Source organism: Acinetobacter sp. BIGb0196 (assembly GCF_011759595.1).
GTDB lineage: Bacteria > Pseudomonadota > Gammaproteobacteria > Pseudomonadales > Moraxellaceae > Acinetobacter > Acinetobacter guillouiae.
The window spans coordinates 1,906,605-1,928,905 of the sequence record NZ_JAAOZA010000002.1; the positions used below are offsets into that span (position 1 = coordinate 1,906,605).

The 22,301-nt window shown below is 33.8% G+C and carries 19 protein-coding genes; 17 read left to right on the forward strand and 2 right to left on the reverse strand.

The window, feature by feature from the left end:
- Positions 1–13 precede the first annotated feature (13 nt).
- From mobA to FHR28_RS21565, 9 genes are all read left to right on the forward strand, one after another.
- Entirely contained in the window at positions 14–637 is a 624-nt protein-coding gene (gene mobA / locus FHR28_RS21525; protein WP_151957354.1) for a molybdenum cofactor guanylyltransferase, read from the forward strand.
- Positions 638–685: 48 nt separating this feature from the next.
- Entirely contained in the window at positions 686–937 is a 252-nt protein-coding gene (locus FHR28_RS21530) for a MoaD/ThiS family protein (RefSeq protein ID WP_004820361.1), read from the forward strand.
- 1 nt (position 938) lies between these two features.
- A complete protein-coding gene (locus FHR28_RS21535) occupies positions 939–1,418 on the forward strand; it encodes a molybdenum cofactor biosynthesis protein MoaE (RefSeq protein ID WP_166783539.1) in 480 nt (159 codons plus the stop codon).
- A 131-nt stretch (positions 1,419–1,549) separates the two neighbouring features.
- Positions 1,550–3,979, forward strand: coding sequence for an FdhF/YdeP family oxidoreductase (locus FHR28_RS21540; RefSeq protein ID WP_166783540.1), 2,430 nt, complete (start codon positions 1,550–1,552; stop codon positions 3,977–3,979).
- Between the two features lie 81 nt (positions 3,980–4,060).
- Positions 4,061–4,849, forward strand: a complete 789-nt coding sequence (fdhD, locus tag FHR28_RS21545) for a formate dehydrogenase accessory sulfurtransferase FdhD (protein ID WP_166783541.1) — start codon at positions 4,061–4,063, stop codon at positions 4,847–4,849.
- Positions 4,850–4,890: 41 nt separating this feature from the next.
- Positions 4,891–5,634: a molybdate ABC transporter substrate-binding protein gene (modA, locus tag FHR28_RS21550; protein WP_166783542.1), complete on the forward strand. Its 744-nt coding sequence runs from the start codon at positions 4,891–4,893 to the stop codon at positions 5,632–5,634.
- A 9-nt stretch (positions 5,635–5,643) separates the two neighbouring features.
- Complete coding sequence (gene modB / locus FHR28_RS21555) at positions 5,644–6,333, forward strand: molybdate ABC transporter permease subunit (protein ID WP_166783543.1); 690 nt, start codon at positions 5,644–5,646, stop codon at positions 6,331–6,333.
- Between the two features lie 4 nt (positions 6,334–6,337).
- Positions 6,338–6,961 carry a molybdenum ABC transporter ATP-binding protein gene (locus FHR28_RS21560; protein WP_166783544.1) on the forward strand — a complete coding sequence of 208 codons (624 nt, stop codon included), beginning with the start codon at positions 6,338–6,340 and terminating at the stop codon, positions 6,959–6,961.
- Positions 6,962–7,583: 622 nt separating this feature from the next.
- Positions 7,584–8,885: a dicarboxylate/amino acid:cation symporter gene (locus FHR28_RS21565; RefSeq protein ID WP_056515364.1), complete on the forward strand. Its 1,302-nt coding sequence runs from the start codon at positions 7,584–7,586 to the stop codon at positions 8,883–8,885.
- Between the two features lie 154 nt (positions 8,886–9,039).
- Here FHR28_RS21565 and FHR28_RS21570 read toward each other — a convergent pair whose 3' ends face one another.
- Positions 9,040–9,927 carry a LysR substrate-binding domain-containing protein gene (locus FHR28_RS21570; protein ID WP_166783545.1) on the reverse strand — a complete coding sequence of 296 codons (888 nt, stop codon included), beginning with the start codon at positions 9,925–9,927 and terminating at the stop codon, positions 9,040–9,042.
- Positions 9,928–10,482: 555 nt separating this feature from the next.
- Between FHR28_RS21570 and FHR28_RS21575 the strand changes: the two genes are divergently transcribed.
- The 4 genes from FHR28_RS21575 (at position 10,483) to FHR28_RS21590 (ending at position 14,854) form a co-directional block, all read left to right on the forward strand.
- Entirely contained in the window at positions 10,483–11,379 is an 897-nt protein-coding gene (locus FHR28_RS21575; RefSeq protein WP_166783546.1) for a LysR substrate-binding domain-containing protein, read from the forward strand.
- A gap of 519 nt (positions 11,380–11,898) precedes the next feature.
- The gene (locus FHR28_RS21580; RefSeq protein ID WP_166783547.1) at positions 11,899–12,597 is read left to right on the forward strand and encodes an aspartate/glutamate racemase family protein; all 699 of its coding nucleotides are present in this window, start codon (positions 11,899–11,901) and stop codon (positions 12,595–12,597) included.
- A gap of 242 nt (positions 12,598–12,839) precedes the next feature.
- On the forward strand, positions 12,840–13,697 hold the full coding sequence (locus FHR28_RS21585) for a DUF4344 domain-containing metallopeptidase (RefSeq protein WP_166783548.1): 858 nt from the start codon (positions 12,840–12,842) through the stop codon (positions 13,695–13,697).
- Between the two features lie 257 nt (positions 13,698–13,954).
- A complete protein-coding gene (locus FHR28_RS21590) occupies positions 13,955–14,854 on the forward strand; it encodes an alpha/beta hydrolase family esterase (RefSeq protein WP_166783549.1) in 900 nt (299 codons plus the stop codon).
- Between the two features lie 282 nt (positions 14,855–15,136).
- Here FHR28_RS21590 and gigD read toward each other — a convergent pair whose 3' ends face one another.
- On the reverse strand, positions 15,137–15,589 hold the full coding sequence (gene gigD, locus FHR28_RS21595) for an Lrp/AsnC family transcriptional regulator GigD (protein WP_154130233.1): 453 nt from the start codon (positions 15,587–15,589) through the stop codon (positions 15,137–15,139).
- Positions 15,590–15,732: 143 nt separating this feature from the next.
- Between gigD and kynU the strand changes: the two genes are divergently transcribed.
- The 4 genes from kynU (at position 15,733) to FHR28_RS21615 (ending at position 21,751) form a co-directional block, all read left to right on the forward strand.
- A complete protein-coding gene (gene kynU / locus FHR28_RS21600) occupies positions 15,733–16,986 on the forward strand; it encodes a kynureninase (RefSeq protein ID WP_105714277.1) in 1,254 nt (417 codons plus the stop codon).
- A gap of 46 nt (positions 16,987–17,032) precedes the next feature.
- A complete protein-coding gene (locus tag FHR28_RS21605) occupies positions 17,033–18,400 on the forward strand; it encodes an amino acid permease (RefSeq protein WP_166783550.1) in 1,368 nt (455 codons plus the stop codon).
- Between the two features lie 470 nt (positions 18,401–18,870).
- Positions 18,871–20,142, forward strand: a complete 1,272-nt coding sequence (locus FHR28_RS21610) for an MBL fold metallo-hydrolase (RefSeq protein ID WP_166783551.1) — start codon at positions 18,871–18,873, stop codon at positions 20,140–20,142.
- 454 nt (positions 20,143–20,596) lie between these two features.
- Positions 20,597–21,751 carry a porin gene (locus tag FHR28_RS21615; RefSeq protein ID WP_166783552.1) on the forward strand — a complete coding sequence of 385 codons (1,155 nt, stop codon included), beginning with the start codon at positions 20,597–20,599 and terminating at the stop codon, positions 21,749–21,751.
- Positions 21,752–22,301 lie beyond the last annotated feature (550 nt).

Below are 22,301 nucleotides of genomic sequence, written 5' to 3' on the forward strand. Positions count from 1 at the left end.
GGGTAACAATAAAATGTCTCAATATCCAAATACTGACTTAGTCATTTTAGCTGGTGGTCAAGCTAGACGGATGCAAGGTAAAAACAAACTTTTGCAGCAGTTTGATCATGAAATGCAACTGCTTAAAATCTACCATCAATTTTGTGATGAGGTTGCGAAAATTTGGGTGAATAGTCATCAGGACTGTATTGTTTATCAGGAGATCATCGCTGAAATAGCCTGTTTTTCAGATGATCAGGCGGGATTTTTAGGGCCATTAATGGGAATGAAAAGCGCATGGGCACATGTAACTACAGATTATATTCTGTTCATTCCCTGCGATATTACTTTTATCCCTAAAGATGTCTTATCAAAAATGCATCAAGCTTTATTGGAGGCAGAAAATTCTCAAGCTGTATTTATCTCTATAAACGAACAAAACCTTTACCCCTTTTGTTTGTTGAAAAGAGACAGCTTAGCTACGCTCGAAAAGCATTTGGCTAATGAACAATTAAGTATTCGAAAATGCTTTGATGATTTGAATCCAAAGGTCGTTAAATATGAAAACCCTATAAGTTTTCATAGCATTAATTCAGAACAGGAGTTAAGACTATACCGTGAAGAATTACACATATTCAGTCGTTCAAATTCAATTTAGTTCACCCTAAATACTCATTGTGGCGCTATGCTTAAGTAAAGGTGTTAAATGGCAGAGATTCAAATTAAGATTGAAACTTATGGTGCAATTGAAAGACTGTTACCTAAAGATTTAAATTTTTCTTGTGTTGAAAATAGTATGGTCTCAGAAATTTTGCAGCAAATTTCTGATCAATATCCTGATTGCGCTAGTCTTTTAGAGAAGTGTGCATGTGCGATTGGTGAAGAAATTATTCCCCGTCGACATCGATTAACAAACCATTGTACATTGGTTTTATTATCCCCTGTAGCAGGAGGCTAACATGACAGATAGATCTCGGATTAAGGAAACGGATCTGAGTTTAGATGATTTTAAAACCATTGATCATTTTCCTGAATGTGGTGGTATTGGAATTTTTATTGGAACGGTTCGAAATCACCATGAAGGTCGCAGTGTTAAGGCATTAAAATATACTGCTTATAAGCCCATTGCTGAAAAAATGATTCGTGCAATTGAGCAAGAAATACAAAACAAATATGCAGTATCATATATTCAGGTTATTCATAGAATTGGCGCTCTAGATATCGGAGGCAAAGCAATCATCGCAGTGGCTTATGCGCCGCATCGAAGAGAAGCTTTTATGGCGTGTGAAGAGGTTGTAGAACGTGTAAAACATGAAGTTCCAGTATGGAAAGAAGAGTTTTACTCAGATGGTTCCAGTGAATATGTTGCTGGCTGTTGTATCCGGAAAGATGAAGATGTTTCGCATAAACATCTTCATTTGAATTCACATTCTCATTAAGTCGTTGTAAATTAAGCAGCTTAAGTTATAAGAATGATGAATGATTATTATGAAAAGTTACCATGTAAAGTAAATGAATTTTTTCTTGAGCTGATTTTTTAATCAGATAAGCCATTAAAGAGGGCACTCAAATGAACGATTTAGAAAAAAATAAACCTGAAACAGAAGGCCAAGAACGCCATATTCAGGAGAATACTAATTTCGCGCGTATCGAACCCTATACGCACCCAGCTGGAGGTTGGGGCGCTTTGTTGAGTGTTGCTAGAAATTTAAAAAGGCAAGAAGTCTTTGCCAAAGGCTCAATTACATTAATGAATATTAACCAGCCGACAGGTTTTGACTGTCCTGGTTGTGCATGGCCTGAAAAAAAAGATACGCACGCATTTAACTTTTGTGAAAATGGTGCAAAAGCTGTTGCATTCGAAGCAACCAGTAAACGAGTTACTCCCGAATTTTTTGCGCATCACACGGTGAGTTGGTTAGCTGAGCAAAATGATTTTTACCTCGAAGATTTGGGGCGACTCACAGATCCAATACGTTATGACGCGGCTACAGATAAGTATGTCCCAATTTCTTGGGATGATGCATTTAAGCTTATCGCTCAACATCTTCAAGCTTTGGATCATCCAGATCAGGCAGCATTTTATACATCTGGTCGGGCAAGCAATGAAGCGGCTTTCTTGTACCAGTTATTTGTCAGAAGTTATGGAACAAATAACTTCCCTGATTGTTCAAATATGTGTCATGAAACCACCAGTATTGGTTTGAAGGATTCAATTGGGCTTGGCAAGGGTACCGTTACTTTAGATGATTTTGATCAAGCGGATACCGTATTTAGCTTTGGGCATAATCCTGGTACCAACCACCCTCGAATGTTAGGAACTTTACGTGAAGTATCGCGTAGAGGTGGAAATATTATTGCGATTAATCCAATCAAAGAACGTGGATTAGAGCGTTTTCAGGATCCTCAAGCAGCAATTGAGATGATGACGAATGGCAGTACGCCTATTAGTCGCTTTTATTTTCAGCCGAAAATTGGCGGAGATTATGCGCTTCTGTTAGGTATGATGAAGCATCTTCATGAATGGGATAAACAGGCAATACTCGCAGGTAAAACGGGGGTATTTGATCGGCAGTATATTGCTGAGAATACTGTTGGCTTTGATGAAATGTTAAAAGAAGTTGACCGAACAGAATGGCGTGATATTTATCAGTATTCAGGTCTCTCTCCAGAAAACTTAGAATCAATTGCTAAAATGTTTTGCGAGTCTGAGCGTTCGATTTTTTGTTGGGGGATGGGCATAACACAACATAGACACGGCACTGCGAATGTTCATATGTTGGCTAATTTACTTTTGGCAAAAGGACAGATTGGTCGTCCGGGAGCAGGCCTATGTCCAGTTCGTGGGCACAGTAATGTGCAGGGTGATCGGACCATGGGGATCAATGAATTACCAAGTGCAAAAATGCTGGATGATATTGATCGTGTTTTTAACATTAAATCGCCACGTAAACATGGCTATGGTGTGGTAGAAACGATTAAAGCAATGTATGAGGGCGATGTTAAAGTCTTCATTGCTTTAGGCGGGAATTTTGCAGTTGCGACACCTGACACTCCATATACTCAAGAAGCGCTTAAACGCTGTTCACTGGTTGTAAATATTGCAACAAAACTCAATCGTAGCCATCTCGTGTGTGGTAAAAATGCCTTGGTTCTTCCATGTCTAGGTCGTACCGAATTGGATAAGCAACTGAAAGGGAATCAGGCGATCTCAGTTGAAGATTCAATGAGTAATGTTCATTTATCCGCTGGGCGTAATGAACCTGCATCAAAGAACTTGCTTTCTGAACCTGATATTGTTGCACGAATGGCTGAAGCGACATTACCTGACTCTAAAATTAAATGGCGTTGGTATGTTGAGGACTATGATCGTATACGTGATTCTATTGAAGAGGTTTTTGAGGAATTTAAAGATTTCAATGGGCGAGCCTATCAACCAGGTGGTTTCCATCTTATTCATCCTGCCAATGTTAAAGTTTGGAATACCCCTGTGGGTAAAGCACAATTCCTGATTACACCATTAACCCAAGTTTATAACGATCAAGAAAATCAATTTTCTGCCCAGTATACGAAGAGCAAAGTCTACACCTTAATGACGATTCGTTCGCATGATCAGTACAATACGACCTTATACGGCCTAGATGACCGCTATAGAGGTGTGTTTGGCCAGCGCCGTGTATTATTTATAAATCAACAAGATATTGATGAAGCAGGTTTTGTTGCTGATCAATGGGTTGATATTGAAAGTGTATTCTCTGATGGGGTAAAAAGAGTCGTGAAAAGTTTCCGAATCGTTCCCTATAATATTCCACCAGGAAGTCTGGCCGCTTATTATCCTGAAACCAATCCACTGGTTGCGCTTTCAAGTCATGATCAATACGCCAAGATTCCAGCTTCAAAAAGTGTTCCTGTTATTTTACATGCTGGCGATGCACCTGAGCACTTCAATTTATTTACTGAGGTCGATCCTGAGAATGCAGAAAAAAAGGTTGAGATTTAATTATTTACTGGTTTATTGCAGGATACGTGAAATTGGATAGTAACCTATGATTGCTATCCAGAATTGTAAGGAAAGCTCAAGTTGGAACCACTATTTTCAGGTTATGCGTCAGTTCAAATTACACGATTTGATCAAGATAAAACAGATGTTCAGTTTGATCAGGTTGTTCAAGAATATCCTATAGCATTGGTTTATAACGGTATATCTCATGCTGTGATGATGGCTACACCAACTGATATCGCTGAATTCGCAAAAGGATTTAGCCTTTCTGAAGGAATAATTGCAAGTTTAAAAGAACTTTACTCGCTTGATATTATTCACAACAATTTTGGTATACAGGTTGAGATGAAAATTTCATCAAAAGCTTTTATGGCATTAAAACAACACCGCAGAATGCTGATTGGTAGAACAGGATGTGGTTTATGTGGTATAGAAAGTCTTCAACAACTTCAATTTTCATTACCAAAAATTAGTTCTACAATTCAATCAGAATGGTTAAGAGAAATTCCTAACGCAATCAAACAATTAAAAAACCAGCAAAAGATTACCGCTGTGACTGGCGGAGCTCATGCTGCTGCTTGGGTTGTGGAGGGGATCATTCATGCTATTTTTGAAGATGTTGGACGACATAATGCGCTAGATAAATTACTGGGCCATATCTCAGCAGAGAACTTTGATTTGTCAAAAGGATTTGTGGTGATGACCAGTCGAGCAAGTTACGAACTGATTAGAAAATGTGTTGTATTAAATATCGCATTACTTGCAACAATTTCTGCGCCTACCAGTATGGCAATAGAGATGGCACAAGCTTCAGGTCTCACATTGGCAAGCTTTTGTCGGGGTGACGGCTTCGTTCTTTATAGTCAGTAATGCTTAGCGATCAATTTTTTGTTATTCAAAGGAAGATGTCGATGAAAAAAATTTTATTCAGTTTAAGTTTGCTTGCCATGGGCCATGCTTATGCAGAAGATACAATCACAGTCTACGCTGCAGCCAGTTTAACCAATGTTCTAGCAGAACTAGATCAAAAATATGAAAAGAAAAATAATATAAAAATTAAAACATCTTATGCAGGTTCATCGACACTGGCAAAACAGATTGAAGCAGGAGCACCAGCCAATTTATTTATCTCTGCCGATGAGCAGTGGATGAATTATTTACAAGATAAAAAATTGATTAATCCTAAAAATAGAAAAAATCTACTTGGTAATCGTTTAGTATTGATTAGCCCGAAAAATCAAAACATACCATTCAAAATGACCCCATCATTTGACCCAACTACCGCATTTAAAGGCAAGCTTTGTACAGGCGATACCAAAAGTGTTCCTGTTGGGAAGTATGCGAAGCAAGCTTTAACATCATTGCAGTGGTGGGAAAAAATTCAGCCGCGTTTAGTTCAAGCAGAAGATGTTCGCGTTGCACTGAATTTTGTGGCACGTGGGGAATGTAATGTGGGGATTGTTTATTTAACTGATGCTGCAATTAGTCCAGATGTTAAGGTTATTGCTGAGTTTCCGTTAAACACGCATACACCGATTGTTTACCCAATGGGGATGGTAAAACCGACCCCTGAAACTGTTAAGTTTTATCAATATTTACAAAGCAATGAAGCTAAAACCATATTTAAAAAATATGGCTTTAGTGTTCTTAATTAGAAATCGGCTATGTTTGATGTACTGTCATCAGCAGAAATTGAAGTCTTAAAACTCTCTTGTAAAGTTGCTGGTTTTTGTCTGATTTTTAGCTTGATTCCAGCCATTATCGTTGGCTGGATTTTGGCACGTAAAGATTTTTTCGGAAAATCATTATTTGAAACATTGATTTTTTTACCTTTGGTGTTACCGCCAGTTGTGCCAGGTTTTTTACTTTTACAAGTTTTTGGTAATCGAGGCTTCTTAGGGAAATATTTAACGGAGTTCGGCCTAGATTTTGCATTTAATTGGAAAGGTGCAGTCTTGGCTTCGGCAGTGATGGGATTTCCATTATTGGTCCAATCGATTCGTCTGGCGATTGAACTTGTTGATCAAAAGCTAGAAATGGCTGCAAAAACTTTGGGCGCATCTGCATTTTCAACATTTCTGCATGTGACTTTACCTTTAGCGAGTAGTGGTATTTTAATTGGTGCAATCTTATGTTTCTGTCGTAGTTTAGGAGAGTTTGGCGCAACAATTACATTTGTGGGGAATGTTGAGGGTGAAACCAGAACTCTACCGCTTGCGATGTATAGTTTGATGCAACAGCCTGATATGAATCATGCATTGCAACGTCTGATTATGATTTCATTGACTGTGGCATTTTTGGCATTATGGTTTGCACAGTGGTTTCACCGCTATCAAAAGAAAAAACAGAGTTAACGTAATGCATTTCGATTTTAAAATAACCCTGAAATTTAATAAATTTAATTTAAATCAGCAATTTAAGTCTGATGAAAGTGTGGTGGGATTATTTGGACATTCTGGTTCAGGTAAAACCAGCATTTTAAATGCGATAGCTGGCTTACGTACGCCACAACAAGGCTGGATCAAAGTAAACCAAGATACTTGGTTTGATCATGAAACAAAAATCAATGTCCCCACTCAAAAACGCCGTGTGGGTTTAGTCTTTCAAGATGCCCAATTATTCCCACATAAAAATGTTATGGGGAATTTAAAGTTTGGATATAACCGAATTGATGTTGAGCGACGTCAATTTGAGTTGGACTATATCATTGAATTATTAAAGCTAAGCCATCTACTTGATCGGATGCCAATACACCTTTCTGGTGGTGAAAAACAGCGTGTAGCATTGGGTCGTGCGATTTTATATTCGCCGAATATTTTGCTATTAGATGAACCTTTATCAGCCTTAGATGCAGAGCATAAAGCTGAAATTATTCCATTCTTTCAACAAATAAAGAATGAGATTAAAATTCCTATGTTATATGTGACTCATGATATCGAGGAAGTCAAACTGTTAACAGATAGCATTTGGCACTTATCATGATTGTCGATTGGGTTTAATTTGAAAAATTCATTTTATATTTTTTTAGAATAAATTGGGGATATTTTAGAAATTTAGAACCATAAAATAAATATGGCAACTCAATTCTAGATTTGTATAACAACCTATGTTAGAAAAATAATAGGGTTACTAGAAAATGACTGCAAGAGAAATTAAAAGCTCTTTTAAAGCACATCAAGGTAGCAGCGTTTAATCGAAAACTAATAGAGCAAATATTAAAGTAAGTACTAAGGTAGACAAAATTTGTAATTCAAACTTATGATTTTTAATTTTATCTAGTGATATGATTTAAAACAATAAAATGAAATGAGATTGCTCCAATACATCATTTGTATTCGATTTTTAACAAATAGATGAATTAAAAAATAGCTGTTTTGGTAATGATAAGACGTGGTTAAAAATATGCATTATTTGCATACAAGATTTAATTTTTGCATTGTCGTTTTATAAAAAAAAAAGCAACACTTGCGACAGCGGATTGTTGAGCCAATTTTTTTAACGAAAAAGTAAAGCCATCGCTATGTAACCAAAATGGATAATCATCAAAGTCTGTATGTAAGATCAAAATTTTGATGTAAATAATATTAAAGAAGGAATTTGTTTTATGAATCAAAAAAAATTACTCAAATATATTTTGATTGCAATGATATCAGGAGTATTGGTGGGTTGGGTATGCCATAGTAATTTAAATACCATACAAGCAACTGAAATTTCTTCATACTTCAAGATTGTCACTGATGTCTTTTTAAGATTAATTAAAATGATTATTGCGCCTTTAGTATTTGCAACAATTGTTTCTGGCTTGGTATCAATGGGAAAGTCATCTTCTTTAGGATCAATTACCTTAAAAGCTATGAGTTGGTTTATTGGGGCATCTTTACTTTCACTTTTACTCGGTATGAGTCTAGCAAATTTTTTCCAACCTGGTGCTGGAATGAACCTGACTATTCCGAAGCAAGCTATCGATGTTGGTGTTAGTGCATCAGGTTTAAGTCTACAAACTTTTATTACTCATATTTTTCCACGCAGTTTTGCTGAAGCAATGGCGAATAATGAGATTTTGCAAATTCTAGTTTTTTCAATTTTCTTCGGTTCCGCATTAGCCTATGTTCAGCACGAAAATGAAGCTACTGTAATTGGCCGGATTATTGATGAGCTTTGTCGAGTCATGTTCCGCATCACAGATTATGTTATGGCTTTTGCACCTGTTGCGGTTTTTGCGGCAATTGCTTCTGCCATTACAGTCCAAGGACCTAGGTTAATTCTTGATTATAGTATTTTTATTGGAGAATTCTATATCGGATTACTGATTCTTTGGATGATCCTCATTTCATTCGGCTACATCTTCTTGAAAAAAGATGTATTTAGATTGATGCGAGTGGTTCGCGAGCCTACCATATTGGCATTTGCTACAGCCAGTAGTGAGTCAGCATACCCAAAAACGATGGAGGCTTTAGACAAATTTGGGATCCCTAAACGAATCACCAGCTTTGTGCTTCCATTAGGTTATTCATTTAATCTTGATGGGTCTATGATGTATATGGCATTTGCTGTTTTGTTTATTGCTCAAGCTTATAATATTGATTTGAGCTGGACTCAGCAGGCTTTAATTCTAGTTACGTTAATGATAACCAGTAAGGGAATTGCTGGTGTTTCTCGTGCATCTATTGTCGTTATCGCTTCAACTCTAGCCATGTTCAAATTGCCTGAAGCTGGTATTTTATTAATTTTAGCAATCGATCAATTTCTAGATATGGGACGTACTGCAACTAATGTCATTGGCAATAGCATTGCAACTGCTGTAATTGCTCGTACAGAAGGCGATAAATATGAGCATGCTGAACAAGAGAATGAAGTGATTGACTCAAATGCTACCCCAGTAAATCGATTAGCAGATAATTGCTAATCTGTTTTATGTAGCATATAAATAACCTACTAAAAAAGAGTATCAACAGTGATTTTAAATAGCAAGCTTGATGTTGTATTTATCACTTAATTTAATGATCACTATGTTGATGCGGGTTTTTAAGATCATAATTAAAATACCATATGCTAATTTTTTATTTTTTTGGTGCAGTTATTGATCTCCATATCTGATTAATACTATTTGAAATAACAATTTTGTGTCTGATAATGTAGACATCTTGAGATGTATTATAGTTTTTGTTATCTATTATTTTTAATTTGTTTTCGGAGATCTCTTTTTCAATTAATAATTTTGGTAGCCATGCTATACCCAAACCTTGTATAACTAATTCTTTTAAATCACTGGCATTATCTGTTTCATATAGAGTTCGATAATTTAGATTTTTTTCAATCACCTCATCAACGCAGTTTCTTAAATATGCTTGTTTACTATATGCCAATAGGGGGAAAGGCTGATCAATTGAATATTTAGGAATACCATTATCAAGTGCAGTAACAGGGAGTATTTCCATTTTCACAATTTTATGAAAGACAAAAAGAGAAAGATCAAGTTGCTGTAATGTTTTTTGATCGCAATAGCAAATTAATAAATCACAAGAGCCATCTTTGAGTAAACCCAGCCCTTGTTTGAAGTTGGATGCAATAATTTCTAATTTTAAATCTTCTAAATTTATTAATGAATCATTGATAAATCGTGGGAAAAATTGGGTTGTTAAGGAGTGTGATACAGCAAACCTTATATTTAATTCATTATTTTTAATATTTTTTTCAAGATAGTTGATTGTTGCATTAAGTTGGTTTTGGATGTTTTTTGAGGAAGCTAATAAAATTTGTCCCGCTTCGGTAAAATCAATATTTTTACTATATCTTTTTAGAATTTGGAATCCAAATGCATTTTCAATGTTCTGAATTCTCCGTGTAAATGCAGATTGTGTGACATGTCGTACCTCTGCTGCTTGAGAAATTGATTTTTCTTGCTCTAGAGCAAGTAAGTCTTCAATCCATCGAATTTCTAATGTCATAACTAATACTTAATGCAGACTTTTATAAATTATAATATATTATGTGGAAAATTAATGTATTAATATTTTTAAAAAATATAAGAAATAATTTTAATATCAGTTTTCTATTGCTAGGGATTTTTTTTGATAATTATTAACCAATTTTTAGAGTATACGCTATTATAAATATTGCTTAATTTAAAATGAATGGTTTTTAAAGTATATTTTTTAGAATCTTAGCTATAAATAATCAGGTTCTAGTCAAAAAAAAGCATTTTTGCTGAGCTTGTTAATTTTCTTTACGATCTAATAAAATCTGATAATTTTGATAAAGAAAGATTAGCAGAAATAATATTAACTATTGGAAAATTAAATATAGGAAATTATAGATATTTAAGCCATTTAGTGACAATCTTAAGTGAAGAGTTTTCTATATTCATGTTTGATTAAATCATGAGATGATAACTTTGTAGAACCAGTCTTGGCAGTAGCTCAAAATAAATGAGTTATGTCATATTTTTGTGGACTTTTCATTGCTAAAGTATAAATTTAGTTATAAATGGGTAGTAAGTTTTTATGATACAAAACATAGAGTTAAGGTGGTTGTATGATCTTATTGTTTTAGAAAAGTATCGAAACTTTACAGTTGCCGCAGATATAAGAAATATTTCGCAATCCTCTTTAAGTAGACGTATTCAGACTTTAGAGAACTCTTTGGGATTTGAAGTTTTTGACAGGGATACATCTCCTCTAAAATTGACAGAAAAGGGCAAGCTATTTCTTTTACATGTAAGAAGTTTATTAGATGATTTTGAATACAACATCGATAAAATTAAAGGTACTAATGATATAAGAAGTAGAGTAACTATAGCTTCAGCACATTCATTAGCAGGATATATTTTTCCTAAAATTTTGGGGAATTTAAAAAATTATCAAGAAAAAATCTTTTATGTTGAGTCAATCAATGTAAATGAGACAGTTGATCATCTAAGAAATGGGAAATGTGATTTTATCGCTTCTTTTTATGATGATGAGCTTATGAACACTCAATTTTTATGCCATAAACTTTTCTCAGCAAAATTATATTTAGTTACGGCCCCAAATCATTTAGGGTGTCCTAAGTTTTCCCTTGAAGATGGTTCGCTTCCTTTAATGAATTATACCGATGATAGTTATATGGGAAAGAAAGTAAATAAATTTCTTCAAGAACATCAATCTCATTCTTTTAGTACTACGTTTGTATCATCAATGAGTATCTTACTTAAAGATATGATTAAAGGGGGATATGGTGTGGGCTGGTTGCCAGATTACAGTATCCAAGATGAACTTAAAAATAATGAACTCATGGTTATTCCTCTAAAAAACTCTGTGTTATCTGTTGATATATATTTATATAGAAGTAGTTCTAGATTGAATGCCGCATCAGAAGGATTATGGAGTTTTGTTAAAGCTATAGATTGGGAAATTACATAGATGGAAATAAATCCGTAGCACTTTAGTTTTTTAAATAATTGTACTTTTAAGTTTGTAGCTCTGATCTAATAATAATGTTTATATCAGTCTATTGCACACACCAATAACTCAAAAAAGTGAAGATATTCATACAGTCAAAATTATTAAAATAAAAATAAAATCATATAGGTTTATAATCATTTAATATGTTTATACAAAAATATCATTATTGTTTAGCCTATTTTTTAGTTAATCATAATAATTAAACTAAAAGGTATTTTAAATATCAACATCATTCCCCAAAAAGTGCATTAAAATGATGCAAAACTTATGCATTTTTTAATATAGCTATGCAAATTATGCATCATTATATAATGCCTAGATTTAATTAATCTAATTAAATCAATAATTTGATATAAAAATTTAAAAAATACAAATAGAATGCTTATGCATTTTTTGGATTTTACATCTATTTTTTGCAAACTGATAAATTTTTTTCTTGCAATGCTAAGTTCATATAGTAATTGCTCGGAAATGGATATGAATAAACCAATTGGAATTTTAGGTGGAATGGGGCCACAGGCGACAGTTGATGCCATGAATAAAATTATTAAAAATACTAGAGCAAACTGTGATCAAGACCATATTCCGGTCATAACTGTATGTATTCCAGACATACCTGATAGAACAAAATCCATTTTGAATAAAAATGATAAACCATTAGAAAAGATGGTTGAATATTTACGAATTTTAGAAAATGCCAATGTCGGATGTATAATCATTCCATGTAATACTGCCCACTTTTGGTTTGATCGGTTGCAAGAATCTACTCATACAAAAATGATTAGTATTGTTGAATCAGCTATTCAATATATTAAAAATAGTAATATTCAGGAAGTCTGTATTTTAGCGACTACGGCTACAATTAGTACTCAACTTTATCAAAAGGAATTTGTTAATAATAAAATTAACTTCACTATTCCTTCTTCTTTTTTTCAGAATCTAATAATGGAAAGCATTTATAAGTATAAAGCTGGAGAATATGCAAAAGCTAAAGAAATAATGAACAGCATTATTAAAAATTATACATTAAAAGATGATAAAAAGTTCCTTCTTGCATGTACAGAAATTCCTCTAATTTTAGAAGATTGGATTAAAATACATCCGGATTTATTCATAGATGCAACTGATTTATTAATTAAAAATGCAATTAATTGGTACCAGTATAAGCATTGCTAAAATATTTGAAATAATTGCATAGAGGAATTTTTAACTAAAATAAAATCTGTATTGGATTTTGAATTTTTAGTTTTTAAATTGAAAGAAAAGATATCGATGAAATTTTTTGATGATCAAGAGGGGTATTTATTATTTTTATTGAAATGATTTTTTTAAATGTGAGAATTTAATAATCTATTTTTTATTTGAATTTTATCTTTGATTAATATTCAAATACTTTTAATTAAAAAGGAAATCTATATATGAAAGATGATGTTTTAAAATACTCCAAAATTTTAAGATTATTTTCTGTTACATTCATAACGCTGTTAGGCCTGACGGCTTGTAATGATAGTTCAGACAGTAAATCTACAAATACTCAACAACAGGCATCAAGTAAGGGACCTACTTTACAAGGAAAATTTATCCCAATTTATGAACCTGCTCTAAATGCAGACAATAGAATTGAGGAAGGTCTTTGGCGTAGTCGGAAGTTATTAGAAGGCTATACTGAAGAAATGAATGATTTTGTTAATATTCCCTCTGATATCAAAGTTATTGCAAAAGAGTGTAATGAAGCGAATGCATTTTATGACAGTGATAAGAAAACAATTGAACTATGTTACGAATTGGGTGCAGAAGAAAGGAAAATGTTCACTGAAGCTGGCGATTCGGGTGTCATATTAGAAAACGAGTTATATCAAAGTGCTGTGGGAACTTTATTCCATGAAACTGGGCACGCCCTTATTGCAGAGCTCGATTTAAAAATTACGGGTAGAGAAGAAGATGTAGCAGATCAGTTGGCAGCATATATTTTAACTTATGACGATCAAGATAAAGAGTACCTTCTTACAGTTTCAGATACCTATGGTCTTGCTGCAAGAAGAGCGACTTCATTGGATGATTTACTTTTTTATGATTCACATTCTTTAGATGCACAACGTGCTGTAAATTTTCTTTGTTACGTTTATGGTTCTGATCCGAAGAGCTTCCAGAGTCTTATAGATGATGAGTTGCTTCATAAGGAACGTGCTGAAGACTGTGAACATGAATATCAACAAATAGTTGATGCTTGGGATTCTTTACTTGCTCCTTATTTTAAAAAGAAAAAGAATGCTTAGTTATCTTCGAGTTAGTCGTGGTACCAGATTTTTCTTTTTAGTAAGACATATTAACAGGAACGTTATTGAATTTATGATCGTTTAAAAAGGATTGTAATATTTTTAGCTTTAAGAAGCTTGTTGTGCAATCTTATATTTAACTGATTTTCAAGATTGGGTTGTTTCATGTTGCTATATTATTAATATATTTTAAATATATTAATTTTAATCTAGATATAACTCTTAAATTATATGATGTTTAAAATTAGGTGGATGATATGGGAATAAAACGTATTTTAAAAATTTTATTTAAGATTAATATATTATTTTTCTTATTTACTAATATGGTTTTTGCGGCTATGCCCCCAAGTGGGCAACTGAATAATAGCTTTTCTGAAGCTGCTGGAGGAAATAGAAGTTATTTCGTTACTTTACCTAAAAATTATACCCCATTGAAAAAATATAAGTTGGTATTGGTTTTTGCGGGAACAGATACTACAGGTAAAGAAATGAAGGATTGGTTTGGGCAGGGATGGAGTTCTTCGGCTCATGGATTAGAAAAAAATATGCCTGATACTATTTTTATTTATCCTGATCAAAAATGGCGTTGGGGAGTCGATAAAGGTTGGGCCTTAGGGCCAAACGGTGGGGATTTTTCTGGAAATCATGATATCAAATTTACTGAGGAATTACTTTCTTTAGTTAAGCGTAACTATTCAATTGATTCAACAAGAATATTTGTTACTGGGCATTCTTGGGGAGGCGATATGGCTGCTGTAGTTGGATGTTCGCTAGGAGATCAGTTTAAAGCAATTGCACCAGTTGCAGCCAATAGTCCATATTGGTTTTATGATGATAATAATAATGCTGTTAAGTGCAAAGGTAATCCTGCAGTTTGGACTGTATTTGGCTTGGCAGATGATTTTTTTGGCAGTAAGAGTCCAAATGGATTGTTTGGAAAAGAGCAGAATACATTTTGGTTAGATAATCATAAATGTAAAACCTCTTCGACTAAAAAACTATCAAACGAAACAACTGAATACACCCAATGTCAGGTCGCACCTGTAAGATTGACTCTTTATCAACTTGGTCAGTATTCTGGAGGTGGAAGTTTAAAAGGACATTACCCACCAGATTATTTCTTAAAAGACGTTTCAAGATGGTTTGCTAGTTTTTAAAAGTAAGAGTAATTTCTTTAATTTAGGAAAAATAATTTTTTTAATGTGCTTTTATATGGAAAATTTAATTAGACTTCATTAATGAAGTCTAATTAAATTAGATATATTTAGTCAATTCAAACTACAGTTGGAATATATCCAGATGTCAAAATAATGATTAGCTCAAGATATAGCCAAAAGTAAGAAAAAAAACGGAAAAATATTTATCAGAAGGCTTCCTAAATTTTTATTAGAATATTGTTAATACTTTTATTGTAAGTTGATAATAAAATTAAGTAAATTTTAAATCAAACTTTTTTGCACCACTTTTTTCAAAACGATCTTCGAGTTTATATTCATAATGCCTTTAATCTTATTGAGCTTATTGATGATAAATTGAGAAAAAGAATCTAGGTCTTTTGTTGCCACCCACAAAACATAGTTAGATTCGCCAGTAATAATATAAACGTTGACTACTTCATCAAAATCCCTAATTTGAGTCATAAAGGTGTGATGATCTTCATCTGTAAGATGAGCCAACTTGATTTCTACCATTGCCTCTATTTTGATACCCAATTTCGCATAATTTATTTTCGCTTGGTATTTTTCAATAATTCCATTTGATTCCAAAATCTTTACTCTACGATGACAAGCAGAAGCAGATAAGTGCACAAGATCAGCCAGATCTTGATTGCTTAAGCGTGCATCTTCTTGCAACAGTTTTAGAATTTTAAGATCAATAACATCTAAATCCATGATGGGATATCCTTCAAATATAATCCATTTAATTAGAATTATATATCAAAATATAAGAAAATGACTAGATACTATCGAATAAATCATATTTTCATCATGATAATATTTAACTAAATAAAGGACGATTTCCATAAGGAGAAAACATGATTACACGTGAACAATGTCAAGTTTGGGATAAAGAAGACCCACTAGCACAATTTAAAAACGAATTTTCACTTCCAACAAATGTTATTTATCTTGATGGTAATTCATTAGGTGCTCGACCCGCCAAATCATTAGATTTAGCACAACACGTTATTTCTCAAGAATGGGGCAATGACCTGATTAATAGCTGGAACACCGCAGATTGGTGGGGATTATCTACGCGTTTGGGAGATAAAGTTGCTGAATTAATTGGTGTAAATGCTGGTGAAACGGTTATTTCCGATTCAACGACATTAAACCTTTTTAAGGTCTTATCTTCAGCTGTGAAAATTCAAGCAGAAAAGGATGCTTCACGTAAAGTAATTATTGCTGAGAAGGATGCCTTTCCAACGGATATCTATATCATTGAAGGATTTTTGGATCTTATTCATCAAGGCTATCGTTTGGAATTAATTGAAAACGAAAATGACTTAGATGTACTCTTAAATCAAAACGATGTTGCTGTGGTGGTGCTTTCACATGTGAATTATCGTACTGGCTATTTGTATGACATGAACGAAATTAACCAAAAAATTCATGCTCAAGGTGCTTTGATTATTTGGGACCTTTGTCATTCTGTTGGTGCTGTTCCGATTGAATTAAATCAGACAGATAGTGATTTTGCGATTGGATGTACTTATAAATATTTAAATGGTGGCCCTGGCTCTCCAGCTTTACTTTGGGTTAATCCGAAGCATCACAATACGTTCTGGCAACCCTTATCTGGATGGTGGGGGCACAACAAACCTTTTGATATGGCTCAAAACTATGAACCAGCAGTAGGTATTCGTCGTTATTTATGTGGCACTCAAAGTATTATTTCAATGAGTCTCATTGAGTGTGGTTTAGATATTTTCCTCAATACCAGCATGGAGAAAATTCGAACAAAATCGCTAAAGCTGACAGATTTATTTATGGCTTTAGTCGAGCAAGAATGTACTGACTTTGGATTCGAAATGATTACCCCAGTTGTTCATAAACATCGTGGTAGTCATGTGAGTTATAAACATCAATTTGGTTATGAGATTATCCAAGCTTTAATTAAGCGCGGGGTAATAGGTGATTATCGAGAGCCTGAAGTATTGCGTTTTGGAATCACCCCTTTATATCTCGGTTTTGTTGATATTTGGGATGCTGTACAGCACCTAAAGCAAGTCATGATATTAGGTGAATGGGAGAACAGCGAATATCAAGTTCGCGGGCAAGTCACTTAATTTAAGTTGCTTTATAAACAAAAATACATTTACCCAGGAGGGGTTTATGAATAATTTTGATGAAATTCAAACTAGGGAATCGGGCCTACATAAAAAATTGACTGCAAAGCAAATGAGTATGATTGCCATTGGTGGTGCGATTGGTACTGGCTTATTTATGGGAAGTAAGTTTGCGATTAGTTATGCGGGTCCTGCAGTTATTGTCAGTTACGCTATTGGTGGATTAATCGCTTTTGCACTGATGGCATGTCTTGCAGAAATGACGGTTCAGCACCCGACCTCAGGATCTTTTGGAGCTTATGCAGAACACTATATTAGTCCATTAGCTGGGTTCTTAGTGCGTTATAGTTATTGGGCTTGTATGGTTCTTGCTGTTGGTACTGAAATTACCGCTGTCGCTGATTATATGAAAATGTGGTTTCCAGATGTTCATGCTTGGTTCTGGATCATGTTTTTCTCAGGGACTTTGCTCGCGGTTAATGCTTATAGTGTTAAAGCCTTTGGACTGGTTGAATATTGGTTCTCTACCATTAAGATTTTTGCCATTATTGTATTTATATTACTCGCAATTGGAATTCTCACGCAAAATACTGAGCAAAGCCATATCACGGCTCATTTAACTGATCATGGGGGATTTTTCCCAAATGGTTTTAGTGGGGTCTGGATTGGTGTCATTATTTCTATTTTTAGTTATCTTAGTATTGAAATGATTGCTGTGGCAGCAGGTGAAGCTGCTGATCCAGAAAAAGCGGTAAAATATGCGTTTAAGAGTACGGCTGTACGGTTGATTCTATTCTATTTACTGTCACTATTTTTAATTGTGACGCTAGTACCATGGACTGAATTGATTGGAAAAGATGCAACTAGTCCGTTTGTTACAGTCATGAGACTGGTCGGTATCCCATATGCGGACAGTATTTTAAACGCTATTGTTGTTGTGGCCGCACTTTCAGCGATGAACAGCATGCTCTACATTTCAACCCGTATGCTTTTTAGTTTATCACGTGCAGGAGATGCTCCAAAAATCTTTGGAAAAATCCGCAGCAATGGTGTGCCTATAAATGCATTAATGCTGTCTGCTATAGGGATTGGAGTTGCGAGTGTAGTTTATAGCATTAATCCAGAGTCAGCATTTCCTATCATGATTGCACTTTCCATGTTTGGTGCATTATTTACTTGGGGAAGTATTTTTGTAACACATATTTTTTTCCGAAAACATCTTGCAAGCCATCAAACGGTACTGAAATTTAAAATTCCAGCAAGTCGATTTATTTCTGTACTAGGTTTGGTCAGTATATTTAGCATTATGATTACAACTTGGTTTACCGACGAGTTTAAATCAACATTGCAGTTTGGTATTCCATTTTTAATGGTGTTATTAATAGTTTATTGGTTTAAAAAGAAAATTTCTTGAACGAATGGAATAATATTAAAACAATTCACTGTCTATTAAATCGTGGAATGGGTGATAAGGAATAGTCTTATAACAATGCAAGATAGCATGTTAAACATCAAGCAATTTATTGAGGTCTAATGACATTAAGCTTTTATATAGGTGAGTAGCATAATGTTAGCTAGACCCAGTGAATAGGATGGGATCTATAAAATAGAATATAATGAGTGATTTTTCATTATTATTTAAATTTTATTCAAAATATCGTTGTAATTAACCTAAAAATTAGAAAGATTGTTCAAAAATGATTGTTAAAATTATGATGAGTAAAATGTAAAACCTTAAGTGAAGGACTCTCTTTCTGGCTGAGATTAATAGAAAACTAACGCTATTAACTCAATAGTTTTGCTTTGAAAATACCGTAATGGATGAAATTACAGAAAATGATGTGCTGTGATTTTTAAAGACTGTTTTATATAAAGGGAATTAATATGAAAAATTTAAAAAAATATTTGTGTGTTGCTATTTCAACTTGTTTTATTGGCCAATTGAGTTTTGCAGCAGATGAACAAGCTTTTAATCGTACTGATACACAATCAAAGAGTTTAAAGAGTGCGACACCGAGTTATTTGCAGCGTCAAGCTAAACGAGTTAGAGCGACTCCACCGCCACGCGATGGTATGCATCTTGTTATGTTGGGGACTAGAGCAGGACCTTTCCCAAGTCTAAGGGCAGCGACATCAACAGCACTGGTTGTAGATGGTCAAGTCTATGTTATTGATGCAGGATCAGGTTTGGTACAACGCTTTTATGAAAGTGGTCTGAATTTTGGCGATGTGCGTGGGATTTTTATTACACACTTGCACTCTGATCATGTGGATGATCTCTATCCATTTGTGAATGTTAACTTCCCTAACTGGAAATATGGCAAACAAGAAATTGCATTGGTTGGACCAGATCGTGCTGACTCGAATGGTAAATTAGGTGATGATGCTGGATTTGGTCATTTACCAAATACTAAATTAATCCATGCTGAGGACCCAACGCCAGGCATTAAAGAATTAATGCAGCTGCATTTTGCTGCGAATGCTTATGATATGAATAATGCAATTCACACAGTACGTCGTGCAGATGATCATCCACGAGATTTAACAGGAACAAATGGTCAAGGGATGTTAAATATTATGGCATTACCTGCACCTAAAAATGCCAGTCCTAGCAATATGTCACCTGTGATGAATCCGATACAGGTCTATCAAGATGATTATGTAAAAGTGACAGCAGCATTGGCTCAGCATCCACTGGTATATCCAGCTTGGTCTTATCGCTTCGATACTAAATATGGATCGGTCACATTTAGTGGTGATACTGCTCCAAATGAAAATTTACTTCGTTTGGGTAAAAATACCGATATTTTGATTAATGAAGTGATGGATGTAAATGCAGCCGTAGCAGTGTTTGCAGGTACACCTTTAGAAAAAACCATGACGACACAGATTTTAGATGGTCATACAGCGATTATTTCAGGAACAGATCCTCGTAATCGTAAATCAACCTTAGGTGTGGGTGCATTTGCTACGAAAATGGGGGCTAAGGGATTGGTATTGAACCATATTTGGCCCGATAATGAAAAAATTAATAGTGAATATCTACAAACAACAGCAGGGCGTGAGTTTAAAGGTCCTGTCCATGCGAGTGAGGATCTTGATGTAATTAATATTGCTGAATTTATCCAGAATCAAGGGAATACTCATAAAAAATAGTTTTATGACGATATGCAATCTAAAACCGAATTGGTTATCCATTTCGGTTTTTTTGAAGAGAATAAACCAAGAGAAATTTGGTTTTTAATAACACATAAAATCGATGAGATAATCCTAAGGTCGTATTAATATATTTTTCTAAAATTTCTAATAAATGTGATATTAGGTTTAACTAATATGAACATTAATAAGAGATTATTGAATAAATTATTAAAAAAACTATAGTAATATGAGTAATTATAAAATTTTGATACTTTGAGTATTTTGCCGTAAATGTGATCTTTAATATTATGGTTGTTGATGTTCTGAATTGAGTAAGTAAAAAGTTTAAACAATTTTAATCATAATTTTCATATTACATTGAAATACACGGATAATATTTAATTGTTATAAATTTCATCATGGTTAGAAAGGATAGTCTAACGATTTAAATCTGAATGACAAGGATGTAGAAATGTTAAAAAGAACATTAAAAATTGTGTGTTCCACATGGGTAATACTAAATGCAACAACAGTATCTGCTGAAGTTGAGCTGATCCACCAAGATCAAATTTTTTCTGATCAAGATAGTTTGACAGTTAAAACACATGGGAGCATGCGCTTACAAGCTTTAAACTTTGATCAATATAATGCGAACAATCAAAGTCAAAAATATCGTAGAAATGGTTATAGTGCTGCGAGCCGTATGTATTTAGATCTTGATTATAAATTGGATGAAAATACACATTTAATTGCAGGGTATCAAAATTATTTTAATTTACCAAAAATCTTGGATTGGGATGGTCATTATGCTAAGAATGATGAAGAGTTCACAACGATTCAAGCATATGTGGGTATGGAAAATTCTCAATATGGCACATTAAAGTTTGGCAAAATGTATAGTATTTACCATGATGTCGTTGGAGTAAAAACAGATCTTTGGGATTACGATATGCTAGGTCAAGTTTCTACGTGGAGTCCTTTTTCATTTCATGATGGTACATTAGTTTCAAGTAAAACATTACGTTATGAAAAGAAAAATCAATATGTTGATTTTTATGCAGCGTATTTATTTGGAGATGAAACCTCACTGAACAACTTCCACTATAAGTTGAAATCAGGTGAAGAGATCGCAACCGATGTTCATTTGAGCAAAAATTTACATTGGGGAACTTCTTATAAACATAATCAAGTCAGTTTATCTGATTCACAAGATAATCATGATCTATCTCAACATGTAATCGCTACAGCTTTATATTATTTTGATGGTCAATGGATGTGGGGAGTGGGAGCAGGATGGTATAAAAACCTAGTGCCGAATAATCTTGCGCGCAATCAGCCAGCACCTTATGGCGTAGAACATTATTTGGATACTGAAGCTTATGGTATTGAATACTATGCAGGATATAAGTTTAAAGTGCAAAATTATGGTATTCAATCGATACAACCTTATGTTATGGGTGATCATATTAAATATACTCAAGGTGAGGATTTTTCAAGACGCGATTTGGGAGTAGGTATGGCATTGCGCTTTAATTATGGTATTGGTTTTGACTATGAACGATTATATACCAGTGATAGTAAAGAAACGCCTGATCTGCATTTATTTAGACTTCGTTATCAATGGTAATCATCAGTAGTTTTCTTGCATAAGTTTTTTTAAAGCATAAATCTATATTAAACCTATCATTCTAGCCTTCTTTAAAGTGGAGAAGGCACTTTGAATAGCAGTATGATTTTCTTAACATGCTTATTTTTTGATTTATTCAATAGAGGTCGAATTATTTTAAATAATTTTGATTATTAGATGTAAGCTTTAATAAATAATGATAAGTATTGCAGGTTATATTGAGTATCGCTACAAGTTAAGGTGAATTAGAGTCAATAGCCTCATAATTTTTCATTATGTTGAAGATAGCTTAAATAAACAATATAGATGATGGGAATTCTAGTTTTTTGGATATCTTAATATCTATGCTTATATTTTTAATCACAAGCTAAAGAAAATAATATTTTTTATGTTGTAGTCAGATTTTTAAACGCTGGAGACCTTTTGCAAGGGGACTTATTTTAGTAATAATTTCATACTCAAATAGTATATAAGTTCTCAATTAAATTTGTTATAAAGAAAGATACAAAATTGATTTTCTACATTGTTTATGGATAAACAGAGCTTAATA

Excerpts from the sequence above, each read along its gene's own strand:
- mobA (WP_151957354.1), top strand. The coding sequence starts at position 14 with ATGTCTCAATATCCAAATACTGACTTAGTCATTTTAGCTGGTGGTCAA.
- FHR28_RS21530 (WP_004820361.1), top strand. The coding sequence starts at position 686 with ATGGCAGAGATTCAAATTAAGATTGAAACTTATGGTGCAATTGAAAGA.
- FHR28_RS21535 (WP_166783539.1), top strand. The coding sequence starts at position 939 with ATGACAGATAGATCTCGGATTAAGGAAACGGATCTGAGTTTAGATGAT.
- FHR28_RS21540 (WP_166783540.1), top strand. The coding sequence starts at position 1,550 with ATGAACGATTTAGAAAAAAATAAACCTGAAACAGAAGGCCAAGAACGC.
- modA (WP_166783542.1), top strand. The coding sequence starts at position 4,891 with ATGAAAAAAATTTTATTCAGTTTAAGTTTGCTTGCCATGGGCCATGCT.
- modB (WP_166783543.1), top strand. The coding sequence starts at position 5,644 with ATGTTTGATGTACTGTCATCAGCAGAAATTGAAGTCTTAAAACTCTCT.
- FHR28_RS21560 (WP_166783544.1), top strand. The coding sequence starts at position 6,338 with ATGCATTTCGATTTTAAAATAACCCTGAAATTTAATAAATTTAATTTA.
- FHR28_RS21565 (WP_056515364.1), top strand. The coding sequence starts at position 7,584 with ATGAATCAAAAAAAATTACTCAAATATATTTTGATTGCAATGATATCA.
- FHR28_RS21570 (WP_166783545.1), bottom strand. The coding sequence starts at position 9,927 with ATGACATTAGAAATTCGATGGATTGAAGACTTACTTGCTCTAGAGCAA.
- FHR28_RS21575 (WP_166783546.1), top strand. The coding sequence starts at position 10,483 with ATGATACAAAACATAGAGTTAAGGTGGTTGTATGATCTTATTGTTTTA.
- FHR28_RS21580 (WP_166783547.1), top strand. The coding sequence starts at position 11,899 with ATGAATAAACCAATTGGAATTTTAGGTGGAATGGGGCCACAGGCGACA.
- FHR28_RS21585 (WP_166783548.1), top strand. The coding sequence starts at position 12,840 with ATGAAAGATGATGTTTTAAAATACTCCAAAATTTTAAGATTATTTTCT.
- FHR28_RS21590 (WP_166783549.1), top strand. The coding sequence starts at position 13,955 with ATGGGAATAAAACGTATTTTAAAAATTTTATTTAAGATTAATATATTA.
- gigD (WP_154130233.1), bottom strand. The coding sequence starts at position 15,589 with ATGGATTTAGATGTTATTGATCTTAAAATTCTAAAACTGTTGCAAGAA.
- kynU (WP_105714277.1), top strand. The coding sequence starts at position 15,733 with ATGATTACACGTGAACAATGTCAAGTTTGGGATAAAGAAGACCCACTA.
- FHR28_RS21605 (WP_166783550.1), top strand. The coding sequence starts at position 17,033 with ATGAATAATTTTGATGAAATTCAAACTAGGGAATCGGGCCTACATAAA.
- FHR28_RS21610 (WP_166783551.1), top strand. The coding sequence starts at position 18,871 with ATGAAAAATTTAAAAAAATATTTGTGTGTTGCTATTTCAACTTGTTTT.
- FHR28_RS21615 (WP_166783552.1), top strand. The coding sequence starts at position 20,597 with ATGTTAAAAAGAACATTAAAAATTGTGTGTTCCACATGGGTAATACTA.